This window comes from Alicyclobacillus hesperidum, from assembly GCF_900107035.1.
In the GTDB taxonomy this organism is placed as follows: domain Bacteria; phylum Bacillota; class Bacilli; order Alicyclobacillales; family Alicyclobacillaceae; genus Alicyclobacillus; species Alicyclobacillus hesperidum.
Map to the genome: position 1 here is coordinate 53,101 of NZ_FNOJ01000013.1, position 17,986 is coordinate 71,086.

The window sequence follows — 17,986 nt, forward strand, 5'->3', positions numbered from 1 at the left end:
CCCAGCCTTTTAATATCGTTTTTTCGGCAATCACGCCCAGGTTTGCACTTTTTTCAACACGTCTTCCTGACTATCGAGCTGCAAGACCTCAGCGGCCAACGTCTGCGCCTCATCCATACGCAAGCCCCGGATCCGTTCACGGACTTTAAGAATGGAACCGGCGCTCATGCTGAACTCATCGAGGCCAAGGCCCAAAAGCACAGGTACGGCGCTCAATTCTCCGGCCAGCTCGCCGCACATGCCAACCCACTTGCCATGCCGATGTGCCCCGTCGATAACCATCTTGATCAGCCGTAAAACACTTGGATGCAGAGGCTGATACAGATGAGAAATACGTTCGTTCATGCGATCGCAAGCCATCGTATACTGAACGAGATCGTTCGTGCCAATCGAGAAAAAGTCGACTTCTTTGGCAAGCAAATCCGCCGCGACAGCCGCCGCAGGAATCTCAATCATGATCCCAATCTCGATATTCTCGTCGAAAGGTGTGCCCGCCGCTCGCAACTCGGCTTTCACTGCTTCAACGCGCGCCTTTGCCTGCCGAATCTCTGTAACGGTCGAGATCATCGGGAACATGATGCGCAACTTGCCATAATGCGAAGCCCGCAAGATGGCCCGCAATTGCGTATTAAACAGCTCTGTGCGGTCCAAGCACACGCGGATTGCGCGGTAGCCAAGGAATGGATTTGCCTCCTTTGGCAGATCGAGGTACGGTATCTCTTTGTCCCCGCCGACATCGAGCGTGCGTACAATGACAGGCTTGCCGCCCATCCGTTCGGCAACTTCGCGATACGCCGCAAATTGCTCTTCCTCGGAAGGCGCGTCCTGGCGATTCATATACAGGAATTCGGAGCGGAACAAGCCAACGCCCTCGCCCCCATTGGCAAGCACTGCCGCAACGTCCGCCGGGGTCCCAATGTTGCCAGCCAACTCGACGCGGCGGCCATCAAGAGTCTGCGATGGCTCGTCCTTCAGTGCCAACAGACGGGCTTTCGCTTCCGCTTCCCCCGCCGCGCGGCTGCTGAACGAAGCCTGCTCTTCCGGATCTGGGTCGACAACGACCAGCCCCGCCGCACCATCGACGGCGATGAGCTGCCCCGCCTGCACATTGGCTGTGATCTCGCCCAACCCCACTACAGCGGGGATACCAAGCGATCTCGCCATAATCGCAGAATGCGATGTCCGCCCGCCAATGTCCGTGACAAACGCGCGCACCAGCGACGCATCGAGCTGAATCGTGTCCGATGGCGCCAAATCGTTGGCAACCAGCACAACCGGCTCTTGAATATCGGCCAACGAACTTTGCGAACTGCCTTGTAACTTCGCCAGTAAGCGCTGGCTGACGTCCTTGATGTCGGCCGCGCGCTGGCGCATATATTCGTTGTCCATTTGTTCAAACAGCGCAATCAACTGCTTGGCAACTTGATTGAGTGCAAATTCGGCGTTAACCTCTTCCCCTTCGATCATGCCGCGGATGGCACCTGCAAACTCAGGATCCTCAAGGATCTGAATGTGCGCCGTAAAAATCTGCGCATGCTCGGCGCCGAGTTTCACATCGGCCGTTTCGCGCAACGACTCGAGTTCACCTTTGGCAGCCCGCAAAGCGACTTCCAAGCGTTCAATCTCTGGGCCGATAGGGACGCCCCGCCGCTCCTCAACTGCCTGTGCCGAAGTCGAGAGAACAAAGGCAGGCGCAATGGCGACGCCGTCCGACGCGGCAATACCGGTAAAACGCGTTCCCACGTCTGACACCCGCCTTATTCGCCAAAGCCGCTGGCAACCAAGTTGACCAGCGCTTCGACAGCCTGTTCGGCGTCGGACCCTTCAGCGATGATCTTGATGGTCGTCCCCTGGCTGATAGCGAGCGTGAGCAACCCTAAAATGCTCTTTGCATTGACGCGCTTGCCCTTCGCTTCGACAAAGATCTCAGATGCGAACTTGTTCGCTTCCGCGACAAACAACGACGCGGGCCGCGCGTGCAACCCTGACGGATTTTTCAGTTCAACTTGCCGTTCCATTCCAGATGCCTCCTTGAATTCGTTCATATTCCCTAACTATTGAGGCTACCACAGTTTCATCGGTGCAGCCAGCAATTTGCGCGATGGCCTGACTGACCCCATGCTCCTGAATCATTTGCTGAACCTTCTGCGCCGATTCATCTTGCTCGTTGTCGTAGCTGAGCGCAAATGCGATCGCGCTCGTGAGCGCTGGCGCCTTCCGCCCAGCCGCCATCGTCAATCGCAGTGGCCCAAATAACCGGTCCGAAGCCGCAAGTTTACGCAACGGATCGCGCCCGACGCGATCGACGTGATCGACCACATGTGGATTCAGGAAACGCGTGCGCACCGTATTGGCATACTGACGCAAGCCTGAAAGCGTCAAATCGGGGTAGGCGCTCGTCAGTCCCTGTGCCGCCTCCTCCTGAACGTCCGCAACCAGTTGCGCAATGGCTGGATCTTGCATCGCCTCTCGCACGGTCTGGTGTCCACGGCGATAGCCTGCATAGGCCGCCGCGGCGTGAGCGCCGTTGACCAAATACAACTTGCGCTCTAAGTATGGTCCCAAATCGCGAACAAACGTTGCCCCTGACAGTGCCAACTCGCCGCGCACCGCCGGCTGCTCGATGTCCCACTCGAAATAGCGCTCGACGACAGCATCGAGTGGCTCAACTGCATAACCATCGCGATTGGGCGCGATGCGATCAACCGCCGCATCAGGGAAGCCGACGTGTCCGTCCAACCACGTCCGAACTTCATGATCGACGCGCTCGTAGACGAGATCGCGCAACGTCGATGTCGCTCGAATCGCGTTTTCACATGCGATCACGTTGAGCATCGGCTCAGGATTGCGCTGCATCCGACGCTGTAATCCGTCGGCGAGCACGTCAGCTACATGCACCAAGTTGCCCAGGCCGACAGCGGTGGTGACCAGATCAGCGTCCACCAGTTCTTCCCGACACGCTTGTGAGCCGAGCAAAACGGCACGTACACCCGCAACTTCCTTTGTTTCAATCTCTGTATCTAATGTGATCACGCGATACGATCCCGCAGCCGCCAACTGTTCTACCAGCGACGGAACGACGTCCGCGAAGACCACGTGGTATCCATTGTCACACAACACCATGCCGATGAATCCTCGGCCTATATTGCCTGCACCAAAATGCAATGCCTTTTTCATAACGTACCACCAAGCACGGCCATCACGTCTTCGACTGTCTGCGCCCGTACCAACTTTTCGACGTTTTCCTCTTCCATACAAACAGTCGCAATTTGCGACAACACTTCCATATGTTCTTCGCCGCGGCCAGCAATACCGATGACCAGCTTGGCAACATTCCCGCCGCCAAAATCGACACCATCGGGATATTGAGCTACGACGATACCAGACTGTTGAATATACTGAACGTATTCAGGCATGCTGTGTGGAATTGCCACCTGGTTGCCAATGTACGTCGTCATCGACTGCTCGCGCAGAAGCATGCCTTCCACATATGGCGCTGCAACATAACCGTTCTCCACCAACTTGTTGCCAACCCGCGCGATGGCGTCCTCTTTACTTTCAGACGGAACATTGAGCAATACATTCGAAACTTGAAGGACTTGCATGTATCTGTTCACTCCTCATGGTTGTACATCGACGTCAACATTTCTCTTTGCAAGCCGTCGATGTCGAAAGTTCGCAGCGCGTCGACGAGGTCGTCGTCCGTAACCAACGCTGCGCTCAATCTCCCCAGCAGTTCTATCACTTCTAACTCTTCGTCTATCTTTGCCAACAGGACAAGCACAGTATCAACCTGCTCTTTCTGCACACCCACCCCCTTGACGGCAATCGCCTGCCTTAACCGATACACAGCAATATGACAATCTGTCAGTGCGTTTGAGCGAGCGTGCAAGACGGCGAGTCCCTTACCGGGCAAGACAATGCTCCCCAAGCGCTCGCGTTGCAAAATGGCCTGTTTGACGCCAGCGGCATCGACTGCATGGCCGACTTGCACGGCATCCTGGGCTGCTTGTTCAATGACGTCCGCGAGTTTGCCACCTGTTATCTCGCGCAAGAGGATTTGACTGCAAATTCGCTCGGCCACGGAAAGCGCGCGATGCAACTGCCGTGCGTCCAACTCACTCGCCTCGGTCCGGCGCGGACCGTCCGTCGCGCGTTCAAGACGCGAAATCAACTGCTCGATTTGCTTGACATCGGTTGGCGGCAGAAACGGAGAGACGACCACGACGGGCAAATCCACGCCCTCGATAGCTGTCGTCGCAACGACGAAGTCACACCCCGTCTCCTGCAGTGAATGTAGCGATTCGATACCGACAACCAGGACATTCGGGAACTCCTTTTTCAAACGACTGGCAAGCAACTGCGCCGAACTGATGCCATTGGGACAGACAATGCGCACGTGCCACACGCGCTCGGCCAATTGACGTTCGTACGCCGCAGCCAAATGCATGGTTAAATAACCAATTTCCTCATCCGGCGCGACGACGCCGTAGCGGCCAAGCACCGCCCCACAGGCTCCCCTTACCGCCTCGAAAAACCCAGGGTATTGGCGCTTGACCTCGGACAACAGCGGATTGCGAATACCAAGTCCCGACGTCATGCGCTGAATGGCAGGCTCGAGATGTTGCGCAACACCGGCGAGAAGTTCGCGATCTCCGCTCAGTGAAATCTGCAATTTCGCTTCCAATTCACGCGTCAACTGATACGCCAGATCCATAGCCGTCAAGTTCATCGGCAGAAGCCGGACATCTTCAGCGATCCGCACCTTGGCACCACGCAAATGCTTCGCCAAGTAGTATACCTCGGCCGATTCCGGTGGCAGTTGCGGCAATACGCGGCGCAAAATGGCTCGACAGACGACCTCGTCTTGCGATTCATCTACATTCTCGCCAGGCTGCTCCGACAAAGCGCCTCCTTGCTCGATGCGTGCGCATGCAAGCAACACGTGCAACAAGAAACTGTAAAACGCCGCTTCATCGAGCGGCGGCGAAACAACTCGTAGTTCTTCCTGCAGCGCCGACTCCACATCGGCCAGCCGTTCCGGTGTAAACCAACGTTCAAGCCAAGGATAAAACGGATGTCGCATGCGTTTTGACGCATCCGCATGCATGAGCTTCATCAAATCAATGGGTGAGATTTGTGCGTGCACGAGTTCGGCGAGTGCTTCCCGACGGCGCTCTTCGTCCCCTGTCACCTCAACGCCATAGCCTTGGCGGCGGATCATGTGCAGTCCGCGATCGCGCAACCATGCAGCAACATCGTTTAGCTGATGGCTGAGGCTCGCTGGCGTTACCCGCAATTGCTTGCCCAGATAAGCGAGCTTCATCGGCCCTTCTTCCATGAGTAAATCGAGGGCGACAAAGACTTCGCGGCTTTTGGGCGTGATCGCAAGCGCAATCGGTAGTTCCCCAACCGCCGCACGCATGCGCTCCATTCCCCCAGTTGCTCCGGTCAATGCAATTTTGCCGTCCGCAGTTTCGAGGTGCAGCCCAAACGTGTCAATCCAACTTTGGATGGCTTGGAGGTCGCGATGCACGGTGCGCCGACTCACGTCGAGTCGGCGCGCCAGTCCATCTACATCCATGCCTTGTTCGCTGTCAAGGATCAGATAGAGTATGTGTTTTTGTCGGTCCGTCAGTGTGCTGGCCATTAGCACCTCGCATCACTTCTTGAGTTGGTCAAGTTCGGTTACAAACGCATCGTACGTATTCTTGTCTAAAAAGTTGTTCACGATGTAGATCTTCGCGTTCGGCGCCACTTGGCTGGCCCGCGTCGCGAGACTGCTTTGCGTAAAGACCACGTTCGCGTCGACAGGAAGCTGGTTGACTGGCACGTGATCGACCGGAATGTCGTAACCGGCTTCCTTGAGTCGCTTCTTGAGGATGGAAGCACCCATCGCACTCGAACCCATACCGGCTTCGCAGGCAAAAATAACCCGGCTCGGAATGCCTGTGAGCGTTGTTGACGCGCCAACTGGAGCTGCGGTTGCCACCGTCTGGGTCGCAGTTGCGGCCTGTCCTTTGCTTTGCGACTTCATGTCGCGAACGATGTCTTGGGCCATCGCCAAAGCGTCATCGCTGAACTCGTCCTGCGAGCGGCTGAGGAAAAACGACGCGACGATAAGCGAAATCGCGGCACCGACGAAAATGCCTGCAAGCACTGGGAAATAGCCGCCTTTTGGCGTCATTGCAATTTCGGCCAAAATGCTGCCTGGCGATGGGGTTGCAACCAGACCAGCGTGCAACAACATGAATGTCGCATCTGCACCCATCCCACCAAGAATGACCGCCAGAACGAGTACCGGCTTCATCAGGATGTACGGGAAGTACACTTCGTGAATGCCGCCAAAGAACTGAATCAAAATGGCGCCAGGTGCAGATTGCTTAATGGTGCCTTTGCCGAAAATCCAGTACGCAAGCAGAACGCCAAGTCCCGGGCCTGGATCTGTTTCGAGCAGGAAGAAGATCGACTTACCCGTTTCTTTCGCCTGTTGCACACCAATCGGCTCAAGAATGCCGTGATTAATGGCGTTGTTCAGAAAGAGAACCTTGCCGGGCTCAATAAAGAGCGCAATCAACGGCAATAGGTGAATATGCGTAATCCAAAGTGCGGCAGCCCCCAACGCGGTCGAGACAGCATCCATAACCGGCTGTACGACCAAAAAGCCAAGAATGGCGAGACCGCCACCGATAATACCAGCGGAGAACGTGTTGACCAACATCTCAAAGCCAGCTTTGATCCGATCTCCGAGCATACGGTCAAACTGCTTAATCAAATAGCCACCAAGCGGCCCCATGATCATAGCACCGATAAACATCGGTTGCGTGGCGCCGACCGCCACGCCCGCCGTCGCAATGGCACCGACGACCGCGCCGCGGTTGCCATGCACGAGGCGACCACCCGTAAAGCCAATTAAAACTGGAATCAGGAACGATACAAACGGAGATACGAGTTCATCAAGCTTCGCGTTTGGCGTCCATCCGGTAGGAATAAAAAATGCCGTGATCAAGCCCCATGCAATAAACGCCGGAATGTTTGGCATGACCATGCCGGCGAGAAAGCCGCCAAACTTCTGCATGCCCGCACGGGCCTTGCCAGCTTGAGCGACGTTCTGAACCACTGCCTGACTTGCCATGTGTGACCCTCCTTTAGCTGAAATCGCTTTCCGGTTAGAACTATACGAGCCTCTGAGCGCGCGGGCAATCAAAAGAAATTCAATGATGACACGCCGCTCTGTGACAAATGTTAATATCGCCTTTGTTTCGGGGAAGTTTCGAAGCAGGCCATGCAGAAATTTGTCGAAACGCGCCGACTTCATTTATCCATATCCATGGGCTTGTCCACGTTCCAAAGGCCACACAAAAGTGTGGCCTTCCCCTCAATACGCAGCGGCCGTTCCAGCGTAGGGAACCAGCAGGATGAACAGGACAAAGATGATGAGGAACACAACTGCCCAGCGGGTGTATGCTCCAAAGCATTCACCGTACATCGCGATTGCACCTCCTCCCGCTGATGCTAGATCGTATTCGATCCACACAGCAGCGTGGGAGGACAGGTGGCGGGTGGCAACGGTCTAAATTGACAGCGCCCCCTTTTGGCGATACTGTGATCCTGTTGTGCCTGTCATATTTGTAACCCTGCAGGAGATAAGATGGTTTAGCTGTATGGGGAGGAATTTCGATTGACGAGCGTTTGGCTCGCATTGTTTTTATCGGCACTGGCCGCAATGGCGGACACAGTGGGCGGGGCGCTCACCGTCGTCCGGCAATTCGAGGGGCGTACGCTGGCTTCGTTTACTTCTATTGGCGCCGGATTTTTGCTCGGCGCAACGCTGCTCGATAGACTTCCCGACACGTTGCACACGATGCCAAAACTCGGCGTTACCTATATGCTGATTGGGTATCTGCTCGTGCTCACACTCGAGATCATACGCCACAGTCGCAACCACGAAAACACACACAGCCACGCTACAGGTCACGTACACACGGCCGCCATGCAAGGTGGCACGATTGCACTGGTCAGCATGATGGTTCATACGTTCATGGACGGCGTCGTGATCGCAGGGGCACTCGCTGCGAATCGCGCCGAGGGCATCCTCATGTTTGTCGCGATCACGCTACATAAAGTGCCGGAAGGCCTTACGATTAGCGCCATCAGCCTGAATTCATCGAATTCACGCCGACGGGCGTTTCTTTGGGCCTTCCTTCTCACGTGTTCCACCATCGTCGGTGCCATCACGGCGGTGGTGCTCGGTAGCGTTGGCGGCCCCAGCGTCAACATCATCATGGCGCTTGCCACTGGCACGTTCTTGTTTATCTCAACGTCCGATCTCGTCCCGTTCGTGCGCGCACAGGAGCAACCGCGCAACATGCTGCTCCTGCTCTGTGGCTGTGGCGTCTTTTACCTCAGCCTAACTCTGCTCCAATCCATAGGTCTCAGTTGACGTTCAACACAATCTTACCCGTGTTCCGATTCGACTCCATATACCGATGAGCTTCCTGCACATCTCGCCAATCGAAAACCGAGTCGATCACCGGGACGACCTCTCCATTCGCCAAGGCGTCCCCGGCAAACACTTGAAATGCGGCCGTCAGTTCGATTTTATCGGCGAGTGAGCGCGAACGTAGCGCCGTACCAATGATTTGTAGGCGACGCCCCAACAATTGACCGAGATCCAGCGCCTCGACCTTCGTGCCACCCATCGTACCGATGACGATAAGCCGCCCATCGATAGCGAGGGAAGCGATATTATCTGCGAAATACGGCGCGCCGATAAAGTCCAAGATGATATTCGCACCGCGCCCGTCTGTATATTTCTGGACAAAATCAACAAACGAGCCATCGTGATAATTCCATCCCGCTTGCGCGCCAAGACTCAGACAGCGCTCAATTTTCGCCTCTGTCCCCGCTGTGACGATGGAGTTGGCGCCAGCCAACCGGATCAGTTGAATGGCGGACGTCCCCACGCCACTTGCCCCAGCATGCACAAGCACCGTTTCCCGAGGCGATAAACGCCCCAGCACAAACAGATTGAGGTAAGCGGTGAGAAAGGTTTCGGGAATCGCCGCGCCTTGCGCAAATGTCAAGTTGGTCGGCAAACGCATCAGCATGCCTGCGGGGACACATGCGTACTGCGCGTAACCACCACCGGGCAACAATGCGCAGACGCGATCCCCAACGCTGACGGACGTCACACCCTCGCCGAGCTCTGCCACTTCCCCGGCCATTTCGAGCCCTAGAATCTCTGAAGCGCCCGGCGGCGGCGGATAAAGACCGCGTCGTTGCAACAAATCGGCTCGGTTCAAGGCCGTCGCACGCACGCGCACCAGAACCTCTCCGGGACCGGGCCGCGGCGTTTCCACTTCAGAGATTTGCAAAACGTCCGGCTCTCCAAATGACGACATGGTGACTGCCAGCACCACGCACACCCCCAGGTTGACTGTTCACCCAAACAGGGTATCACACTCGCACGGACTATCCAAATCAAACCAGGTGCAACTCACCTCGCGCGATCCGCTGTAGAACCTGCACATAAAGAGGCCCTTCTTGCTCTGCCACACGTTGGCGCAAGGATTGCGCAGAATCGCCTGGCAGCACAGGCACGCGGGCTTGCGCTAGGATGCGGCCGTGATCGTATTCGTCGTCGACGACGTGTACGGTAGCCCCAGATTCCTGTACACCTGCCGCGATCACGGCTTCGTGCACACGCATGCCGTACATACCTTGCCCTCCGAAGTTGGGCAGTAAGCTGGGGTGAATATTGAGAATGCGATTGGCAAAAGCCGCGAGTGTTTTAGGCCCAATGCGTTTCATGTAGCCAGACAGAACGACGAGATCTACCTGTGCCTCCATGAGCGTTCGCGCAATGTCCGCGTCCGCGGCATCCTCACCACCCGCGCGGTGCGCGTTGATGCAGACGTGTGGCAGTTGCCGATCTCGCGCAAACACCAAAGCTTGGCTGCCAGGATTGTTACTGATAATCACGGCGGGCGTGGCGTCGAGATGCCCAGCCTCTATGGCCTGTACCACCGCACGCATACCAGAGCCGTTATAGGATGCTAAAAATCCAATTCGCAACGTCAAGTCTATGACACTCCTCAAGATCTTTGTATGCTGAAAAGAGGGGGCGAAGTTTATCAGCCCCGAGGTCACAATATCGCGAGCGAGGAGTAAGGCCTATGATCACCCCATCCAAACGCCTGCAAAGTTTGCCCGAAGGCGTATTTCAAGACCTCGCCTTAGCCAAAGGTCAACGGCTGGCAGCTAGCGACGATGTCATCGATCTCAGCGTCGGCAGTCCGGACTTTCCACCGCCTGCGCACGCCATCGCGGAGCTGACAAAGCACGCAGCCGAAACAAACCAATACGGATATGCCATCACTGCGCTGCCCGCGTTTCAAGAAGCTGTGGCAGCATTCTACGAGCGCTATGGCGTCACGCTCGACCCTGTGCACGAAGTACTGCAACTCGCGGGATCGCAAGAAGGACTGAGCCACCTCGCGTTGACGTTCATCAACCCGGGCGATCTCGTCCTCATCCCGGACCCCGGCTACCCGATTTACGAGGCGGGAGTTCGTCTAGCCGGCGGCGAGGTGATGCCCATTCCGGTCGATCCTAATACGCTTCATCCGCGTCTTGACGATCTGTCGGGTCGGGATTTACAACGGGCGAAGATGATGATTCTCAATTATCCAAGCAATCCCACGGCGGGTCTCGCCACGCGCCAGATGTTCGAGCACGTGGTTCGCTTAGCACACCAACATGATATCTTCATCGTCCACGATTTCGCCTATTCAGAACTCGTATTTGACGACAATGAGGCCATCAGCATTCTTTCCATTCCCGGCGCAAAGGACGTGGCAATTGAGTTTAACTCGTTGTCGAAGACCTACAATCTCGCTGGCGCTCGCATAGCCTATGCGGTCGGCAACCCAACCGCATTGGACTGCCTGCGCAAACTAAAGTCGCATATGGACTTTGGCGTGTTCCTACCCATTCAACGCGCGGCGATCGCGGCCTTGCGCGAGCCCTGGGACGGCTATGATCGCCAGCGGATCGCCTATATGGAGCGACGGGACGCGTTCTGCGGTGCACTTATCGAAACCGGATGGGAGGTCAGGAAGCCTGCTGCGACCATGTTCGTATGGGCCAAGACGCCGAATGGAGAAGACTCTTACCCATTTGCACTGGATTTGTTACGTGCGACGGGCGTCGCGGTGACGCCAGGCATTGCCTTCGGACCGCGCGGCGAAGGTTACGTGCGGATGGCGTTTGTCCGCGACATCGACGTCTTGCAAGAGGCGGCCCGACGCATCGGAGAATGGCTGAAGCGGCGTTAAACGGATAGGTGAGAGGCCACCGACTCTGGCCATGCCTTGGCCATCGCGGGTTAAGTCCACTCGTCCGAACGGGCCCTTATGGGCCCTCCGGACAATTTGTTAAAGCGCCGCCGCCAAGCCCCCGTCGATGTTCAGCGCTGTACCCGTGATATATGAAGCTGCATCCGATGCCAGGAACGCGATGACCCGGGCAGCTTCATCCGTGTCGCCGATACGGCCGAGTGGAATCCCGTGCTGCGGCAGGCGGGCAAAATCTTCCCACGCGAGGTCAGGGTACGCTTGCTGCCACATGTTTTCGATTTGAGCACTACGAATTTGGCCGATACAAACGGCATTGACGCGAATACCCATTGACCCTAAATCTTTACTCATAGCTTTCGTCAACGCAAGACCAGCAGCTCGACTTACAGAAGACGGCAATGAAGAGGCCCCAGGCGTCTTGCCGCCGACGGCTGCCACATTGACAATGGCGCCGCCCCCTTGCCGTTCCATATACGGCACTGCGACACGCGAACAATGAATGGCGGCAAACAGCTTTAAGTCCAAATCTCCGCGCCAATTTTCTTCGTCGACCTCCAGAAAGGCGTGAGCGTTTGCCGTACCTGCGTTGTTAATGAGAATGTCGATCCGTCCAAAATGGCTATGTACCTGTTCGACAAAGTTCCTGCATAGAGAAGGATCGCGCACGTCGGTCGGTATGGCCAGCACTTTGCCGCCCGACTCCTGTTCTATAGACGCTGCGGCTGTCTGCAGGTCCGATTCTGTACGCGCGCAAATCGCTACTTGCGCGCCTTCCAGGGCGAGCAGACGAGCGGTACGCAGTCCGATTCCCTTGCTTGCTCCGGTCACAATTGCCACTTTTCCGCGAATACCCAGATCCATGCCCAACATCCTTCCTTCCTGTCGCACATCGCCTGAACGGCAGTCACGCTCGTGACGCCACACTTTTAGTGTAACGGAAGCGCGTGAGAGAGATAAAGGAAAGGTATAAGATGAGAGTATGTGCGGACGCAAAAGTGGTTTGAAGCGAACGAACAATAGGGTCTACGTATCCTATATAGAAAATTGCATAAGGATATTGAAAGCGCTTACTACTAAGCGTAAGATCAGTTCCGTGAGCTGGTTGTTCCCATAAGGATTGTAGGTCTGACAACCAACTCATTCACGAAGGAAGTTCGACACGATAAGAGCAAAACGCCAAAACCATGTGTGCCGCAAGCGAAACGAAACCGACACACAGCTTGGTATGGCAAATGCTCGCAATTGTCGAAAAGGGGGCTACATGCAGATGAAGAGAAAGTACGTCGCCGGCATCGCCGTGGCAGCTGCGGTCGTCGTCGCAGGCGGAACATACGCTGGCGTAGCAAGCGCCGGAGCTTCAAAAACAACGACGTCATTGCCGGGTCAAGCGAGCATCTCCTCAGGCACCACCCTCACAGTCTGTAGCAACCCGACGCCGTCCTGGCAAGACAATTTCAATCCGTTTGACTCATCAGCACTGGGCGGAACCATAGGCAACGTGTATCAGCCGCTGTTTTATTTCGACTCTGTCACTGGTAAGCAATTTAACCTGCTTGGCACAAGCTTTAAATTCAGTGACGACAACAAGACGCTGACTGTTCAACTCCGCCCAAACGCGAAATGGCAAGACGGGAAAACATTCTCGTCGACAGACGTCGTCTTTACGTTTATGGAACTGAAACGGTATCCCGACGCGGACACGAATGGCATATGGCAACAGTTGACGAGCGTGAAGGCTGCTGGCCCACACACCGTCGTCTTTCAATTTAAAACAGCCAATATTCCGTTCGCCGAAACGTACGTGCTAGGATCCACATATATCGTTCCCGAGGCGCAATGGAAATCTCTTGGGGATCCGACAAAAGCAAAAATCACGTCCCAAAATGCAATCGGCACCGGCCCATTCAAGGTGTCCTACTTCTCGCCGCAAGATTATAAATTCACCGCAAACCCATTGTACTACGGCGGAAAACCTAAGGTTCAGACACTGAGCTATCCGGCGTATGGTGGCAACCAAGGCGCGGATCTGGCACTCGCTAGCGGTCAGATTCAATACGGCGGCATCGATATTCCCAATATCGAAACGACTTTTGTAAAAGCAGATCCAGCGCACAATCACTACTACTTCCCGCCGAGTGAGCCGGTCGAGTTGTATCCAAATCTACACAATCCCCTGCTTGCCCAATTACCCGTCCGCGAAGCCATCAACGACGCTATTAATCGCAATGTCCTGTCGACAAAGGGTGAGACGGGCTACGAAAAGCCTGGCACGCCAACGAGCCTAGTTCTGCCCAATGACCAAGCTTGGGAAGCACCTGATCTCACGCCATCCGAAAAAGCTTTTACCGTCAATGATAAACTGGCCGTCCAAACCTTGGAGAAGGCAGGATTTCATCGAGGCTCAGATGGTATCTTTGAAAAGAACGGTCAGAAACTTTCCTTCGACTTGCTTACCGTTTCCGGTTGGAGCGATTGGGACGAGGATGCGCTGCTAATCAAGCAACAATTACAGCAAATCGGTATTGCTGTACAGGTGGACCAGAAGGATTACGCAGCCTATTATAACTTGATTGACCCAGGCAAAGGACAAATCCCCAAATATGCGCTCGCCATCTCGTGGACAAATACGGGTCCGACACCATACACGACCTACTACGACATGTTGGATACAAACGGCAACTTTAATCTTGAAGGATTTCACAATGCGGCAGTCGATGCCGCGCTGAGTAACTATTCGGCGACCACAAATCTCGCCCAACAAAAGAAGGACTTGTACAAGGTAGAGCACATCGTGGCACAACAGCTCTCCGTCATCTGTCTACTGGACGGCGCCTTGTGGTACGAGTATAACGACTCACAATTTACAGGTTTTCCGACGAAGCAAAATCTCTGGATTTATCCTTCGCCGGATAGCCCCTTGCCGGCTTCCATCGTCCTCTCCCAACTGAAACCGCGCACCTAAGGGCACCAGGGCTGCATCTCCACCGTTTGCTTTCGGCGGTAGACGCAGCCCTGGCTGATACTGCTCCTGATTTGACTTTACTCGCGAAGATACCGTATCTACACTAGGCGACCGTCGCCCTGGGTTTGTGGTCGTTCGGTAAAAACAGAGACAAGAGCGCGCCTGCAACCGGAACAAACATAAGAATGTAGAACACCGTAGACAATCCGACGTGATCGGCCAAAATGCCGAAAAACGTCGCTCCAATACCGCCTGCACCGACGCCGAAACCAATGGTTAGTCCCGAAGCGAGTGAAATGTTCCGGGGTAGCAGGTGTTGCATATACACGACGGTAACAGCAAACGAAGAGAGGATGAAAAAGCCAAACGGAATCAACACGACAAGCGCCCAAAGTCCACTGAAAAACGGCAGGCCAAGCCCGAATGGAATTGAACATAACATGGAGTACAACAAGATGCGCTGTTTTGGCATGCGATCGGCCAATGCGCCACCAATGAACGTGCCGATGGCACCTGCACCTAAAAAGACGAACGTGAACGTATCCGACAGATGATAGCCCATCCCATACTTGTGTGCATAGTAGAACGGCATAAACTGCGCAATGCCGATTTGGCACCAGGATCGCAGGACAATGACGATCACGAGCAAAACGACCGCCCCAATCTGATTCTCCCCATCCACTTCGCGCATCTTTTTACCATAGTCCCGTAGCCCATCCCGGTACCAAGGATACAGGCGCAAGGTCAGGACGAGTCCCAAGGCCACCGCTACAAACATCCATAGGACGCCATGAATGCCGGTGGACAACAAAAAGAGGGATACAATCAAAGGCCCAATGGCCTGCCCCCCGTTGCCACCAACCTGAAAGATAGCTTGCGCAAGGCCCTTGACACGCCCCGCTGCAAGGTGTGTCACGCGCGATGCCTCAGGGTGGAACGCTCCCGATCCAAGACCACTTATGGCCACGAAGATCAGCAAAATCGTGTAGCTCGGCGCAATACCGGTGAGTGTAATGCCTATCGTTGAAAGAAAAAGACCGAGCGGCAACATCCAGGCACGCGGATGTCGATCCGCCCACGCCCCAAACAGAGGCTGGGAAATGGAGGATGCCAGATAGGAGACGAGTACGATAAGACTTATCTGCGTATAATTGAGATGGTAGATAGGTTTATACATCTGTGTCAGTGCCGGGACAAGTCCTGTCGTAGATACGTCATTCAGAACGTGCGTACCGCAGACGCTCCATACCGCATCCCGGTTCATTCTGCCTTGCTCGCGCACCCCTTGCACCACTGCCACAAAACCACCCCATTCCGGCCACTGAACCAGTGTATTTCGTGTCTCGAACCACCCTACACGAGGCAGGTGGGCAACCTTGTACCCGCCCTCATCGTAGTCAATTAAAAATGGAGATTTGCCATGGACATGACAGCAACGACAATTCCTACAACAATACAATACCAGCCAAACGGCCGTAGTGCACGCACTTCGCTACTCTGAAAATAACGCATAAGAAAGGCTGTACTGAGCAAAGCGAGAATACCAGCAAATAACCCCCCGAGTAGACCATAGTGCAACATTTGATGATTGTGATCGTGCAACATCTTCGGCACTTCCAAGACGCCAGCCCCCAAAATGACCGGCGTCGCAAGCAAGAAGCTGAATCGGGCTGCCTCATCATAGGAAAGACCGCTGCCAAGACCGGCCGTCATGGTAATACCGCTGCGCGAGAATCCCGGAATGAGCGCGAAGGCCTGCACGACGCCAATCAAAAAACTGCGTCTGTACGACATATCGGCGATCTCACTCGTACGTCGGCGACGTTTACGCATCGCATCGGCCCAAAATAGGATAACGCCATTGACGATAAGAAAAATGGATGCTGACAACGCAGACGGAAACAGTGCCTGTAACTTGTGCTCAAACAGCTTTCCCAAGATGGCGGCTGGAATGGTTGCCACAACCAGTAATAGGAACGTCTTTCGCTCTTCACGTCGATCGCGAATGAACAAGGAAGCAATCAAGCGAATCCACTCCGGGAGAAAATAAATCAGGAGTGCGAGACCTGTGCCAAGATGCAACATCACGACGAACGGAAGAAATACCTTTGAATCCGAGAATTGCGTCCAATGGAACAGGTACGGGAGAATGACGGCATGTCCGACGCTTGAGATCGGGAACAACTCGGTAATACCTTGTACGATACCGTAGATAATGACCTGTAAAAGATGCATCCAAAGTCCTGCCTTTCGAGGAAAGTTGACACCCTTCACAATTGTACAGGAAGCCAAATCGTTGACAACTTGTTTTTTGTAAGAATAGCGGATCGTGTTAGACTGAAAGCGAATTACAATGTGAAAGGAGCTTCATAAATGACGAAAGCTGAAACCTATTTAGGACACTGGCACGCGCACCGCGATGTACTGACCGACCTCGTCAAATCGGTTGGTGAGGAACACCTAAGTTTCCAACCATGGGCGGGCGCGATGAGTTTTGCTGATCTCGTTTGGCACATCGTCTCCACGGGCTACTTCTTTGCCGATTCGGCAGCCTTGGGCCATCTTGGCACACGCCCTGAAAAGGCCGACCTATCCAGCATGAGCGCACTTGAATCGTCCATTTCTGAGTGGACACAAAAGACACACGATCGAATCTCTTCGATGACGGACGACCAGTTCGCCAATCTCGTGGACATGACGCAGTTGTTTGGTGCGAAGTTACCGGCAACTGCGCTGTTGCAAACCAATCTCGACCATGAAATTCACCACAAGGGACAGCTCTTTGTTTACGCACGCCTCTGTGGTGCGGAGCCGCTTCCGTTCTTCGTCAAACGCGGCTAAACCATAACGGCGGGATTCGTCCCGCCGCAAGGGTTCAGGCTTACACCTAAGCGCATGTTAATGGGCTTCCACCCGACTCTGAGAATCGAGCAAGTCTCGCACCAAGGTAACCGCTTGTGACAAAGCAGCGCCACCACCGAACGCTCCGCATACACCAAGTGTTTCGAGGATTTGCTTTTCAGTAGCTCCCAATCTGAGTGCGTTTTGACCGTGAAATAGAATACAATACTCATCCTGAATTTGCACGGCAATTCCGAGGGCAATCAGGTGTTTCGTCAACTCGGATAACTCACCATCTTGAAAGCAGGCATTTGCATATGAGATGAACTGCCTGCCCACCTCTGGAAGCCGCTCGGCAAACCAGCCTAAACCGTCTTTGAACTCCGCGACAGCAAGTTCAACATAATCCAACTCGTCTTCCACACGACCCCTCCTCATCCTGTACCAACTTATCGTGAGCGTTTCTGGAGAGGATATACGTATCAGCCTTCAGCCTTGCGTACAGATGCACTCGGCCGGGAGGAGCCTTTTATTTTCGGGGATGTGGGCGGAGAATGGTGCATATAGCAAAACAGAGCCAGGCAACTTCGCCTGACTCTGTTCTCTCTTGCCTGGCAACGACCTACCTTCCCAGTCCCTCTCGAGACAAGTATTCTCGGCGCTGGAGGTCTTCACGTCCGTGTTCGGGATGGGTACGGGTGTTTCCCCTCCGCTATGGTCACCAGACTATCATGCTTCGTTTGCTCCTCGCTCACACGGCTTCGGCCTTCGGCCTGCAGATGTGTTCGCTCGGACCCAACTTCGCTTCAGATGGTGTTTCGTG

Annotated in this window: 16 protein-coding genes and 1 rRNA gene; 4 read left to right on the top strand and 13 right to left on the bottom strand. The window is 54.8% G+C overall.

Annotated features, from left to right (window positions below; translation table 11 throughout):
• Nucleotides 1-30: 30 nt before the first annotated feature.
• From ptsP to BLU70_RS10325, 6 genes are read right to left on the bottom strand one after another with little or no spacing between them, the layout of a single operon-like run.
• The gene (gene ptsP, locus BLU70_RS10300) at nucleotides 31-1,743 is read right to left on the bottom strand and encodes a phosphoenolpyruvate--protein phosphotransferase (protein WP_040289080.1); all 1,713 of its coding nucleotides are present in this window, start codon (nucleotides 1,741-1,743) and stop codon (nucleotides 31-33) included.
• 14 nt (nucleotides 1,744-1,757) lie between these two features.
• The gene (locus tag BLU70_RS10305; RefSeq protein WP_006446445.1) at nucleotides 1,758-2,018 is read right to left on the bottom strand and encodes an HPr family phosphocarrier protein; all 261 of its coding nucleotides are present in this window, start codon (nucleotides 2,016-2,018) and stop codon (nucleotides 1,758-1,760) included.
• Nucleotides 2,002-3,177, bottom strand: a complete 1,176-nt coding sequence (locus BLU70_RS10310) for a mannitol-1-phosphate 5-dehydrogenase (protein WP_074693406.1) — start codon at nucleotides 3,175-3,177, stop codon at nucleotides 2,002-2,004. Before BLU70_RS10310 ends, BLU70_RS10305 begins: the two co-directional genes overlap by 17 nt.
• Complete coding sequence (locus tag BLU70_RS10315; RefSeq protein ID WP_006446443.1) at nucleotides 3,174-3,605, bottom strand: PTS mannitol transporter subunit IIA; 432 nt, start codon at nucleotides 3,603-3,605, stop codon at nucleotides 3,174-3,176. Before BLU70_RS10315 ends, BLU70_RS10310 begins: the two co-directional genes overlap by 4 nt.
• Before the next feature lie 8 nt (nucleotides 3,606-3,613).
• Complete coding sequence (locus tag BLU70_RS10320) at nucleotides 3,614-5,650, bottom strand: BglG family transcription antiterminator (RefSeq protein ID WP_006446442.1); 2,037 nt, start codon at nucleotides 5,648-5,650, stop codon at nucleotides 3,614-3,616.
• Nucleotides 5,651-5,662: 12 nt separating this feature from the next.
• The gene (locus BLU70_RS10325; protein WP_074693407.1) at nucleotides 5,663-7,135 is read right to left on the bottom strand and encodes a PTS mannitol transporter subunit IIBC; all 1,473 of its coding nucleotides are present in this window, start codon (nucleotides 7,133-7,135) and stop codon (nucleotides 5,663-5,665) included.
• A gap of 546 nt (nucleotides 7,136-7,681) precedes the next feature.
• Between BLU70_RS10325 and BLU70_RS10330 the strand changes: the two genes are divergently transcribed.
• Nucleotides 7,682-8,443, top strand: a complete 762-nt coding sequence (locus BLU70_RS10330; protein WP_040289078.1) for a ZIP family metal transporter — start codon at nucleotides 7,682-7,684, stop codon at nucleotides 8,441-8,443.
• Here BLU70_RS10330 and BLU70_RS10335 read toward each other — a convergent pair.
• Together BLU70_RS10335 and purN are read right to left on the bottom strand one after the other, a co-directional pair.
• Entirely contained in the window at nucleotides 8,436-9,419 is a 984-nt protein-coding gene (locus BLU70_RS10335) for an NAD(P)H-quinone oxidoreductase (protein ID WP_074693408.1), read from the bottom strand. The genes BLU70_RS10330 and BLU70_RS10335 overlap by 8 nt on opposite strands.
• 64 nt (nucleotides 9,420-9,483) lie before the next feature.
• Complete coding sequence (purN, locus tag BLU70_RS10340) at nucleotides 9,484-10,083, bottom strand: phosphoribosylglycinamide formyltransferase (protein ID WP_143027517.1); 600 nt, start codon at nucleotides 10,081-10,083, stop codon at nucleotides 9,484-9,486.
• Between the two features lie 95 nt (nucleotides 10,084-10,178).
• Between purN and BLU70_RS10345 the strand changes: the two genes are divergently transcribed.
• Complete coding sequence (locus BLU70_RS10345) at nucleotides 10,179-11,339, top strand: aminotransferase class I/II-fold pyridoxal phosphate-dependent enzyme (RefSeq protein WP_074693409.1); 1,161 nt, start codon at nucleotides 10,179-10,181, stop codon at nucleotides 11,337-11,339.
• A gap of 99 nt (nucleotides 11,340-11,438) precedes the next feature.
• On the opposite strand, the gene BLU70_RS10350 is transcribed toward BLU70_RS10345, so the two are convergent.
• Nucleotides 11,439-12,221, bottom strand: coding sequence for an SDR family NAD(P)-dependent oxidoreductase (locus BLU70_RS10350; RefSeq protein WP_074693416.1), 783 nt, complete (start codon nucleotides 12,219-12,221; stop codon nucleotides 11,439-11,441).
• A 406-nt stretch (nucleotides 12,222-12,627) separates the two neighbouring features.
• On the opposite strand from BLU70_RS10350, the gene BLU70_RS10355 reads away from it, so the two are divergent.
• Complete coding sequence (locus BLU70_RS10355; protein ID WP_083341251.1) at nucleotides 12,628-14,322, top strand: ABC transporter substrate-binding protein; 1,695 nt, start codon at nucleotides 12,628-12,630, stop codon at nucleotides 14,320-14,322.
• Nucleotides 14,323-14,425: 103 nt separating this feature from the next.
• On the opposite strand, the gene BLU70_RS10360 is transcribed toward BLU70_RS10355, so the two are convergent.
• Together BLU70_RS10360 and BLU70_RS10365 are read right to left on the bottom strand one after the other, a co-directional pair.
• Nucleotides 14,426-15,622 (bottom strand): MFS transporter, encoded by a 1,197-nt coding sequence (locus BLU70_RS10360; RefSeq protein WP_083341252.1) that lies wholly within the window; start codon nucleotides 15,620-15,622, stop codon nucleotides 14,426-14,428.
• A 101-nt stretch (nucleotides 15,623-15,723) separates the two neighbouring features.
• On the bottom strand, nucleotides 15,724-16,557 hold the full coding sequence (locus BLU70_RS10365) for an undecaprenyl-diphosphate phosphatase (RefSeq protein ID WP_040289088.1): 834 nt from the start codon (nucleotides 16,555-16,557) through the stop codon (nucleotides 15,724-15,726).
• Nucleotides 16,558-16,695: 138 nt separating this feature from the next.
• Between BLU70_RS10365 and BLU70_RS10370 the strand changes: the two genes are divergently transcribed.
• Complete coding sequence (locus BLU70_RS10370) at nucleotides 16,696-17,163, top strand: DinB family protein (RefSeq protein WP_074693411.1); 468 nt, start codon at nucleotides 16,696-16,698, stop codon at nucleotides 17,161-17,163.
• Between the two features lie 57 nt (nucleotides 17,164-17,220).
• Here BLU70_RS10370 and BLU70_RS10375 read toward each other — a convergent pair whose 3' ends face one another.
• A complete protein-coding gene (locus tag BLU70_RS10375) occupies nucleotides 17,221-17,586 on the bottom strand; it encodes a carboxymuconolactone decarboxylase family protein (RefSeq protein WP_083341253.1) in 366 nt (121 codons plus the stop codon).
• Nucleotides 17,587-17,772: 186 nt separating this feature from the next.
• A 5S ribosomal RNA gene (gene rrf / locus BLU70_RS10380) occupies nucleotides 17,773-17,889 on the bottom strand.
• Nucleotides 17,890-17,986: the final 97 nt, after the last annotated feature.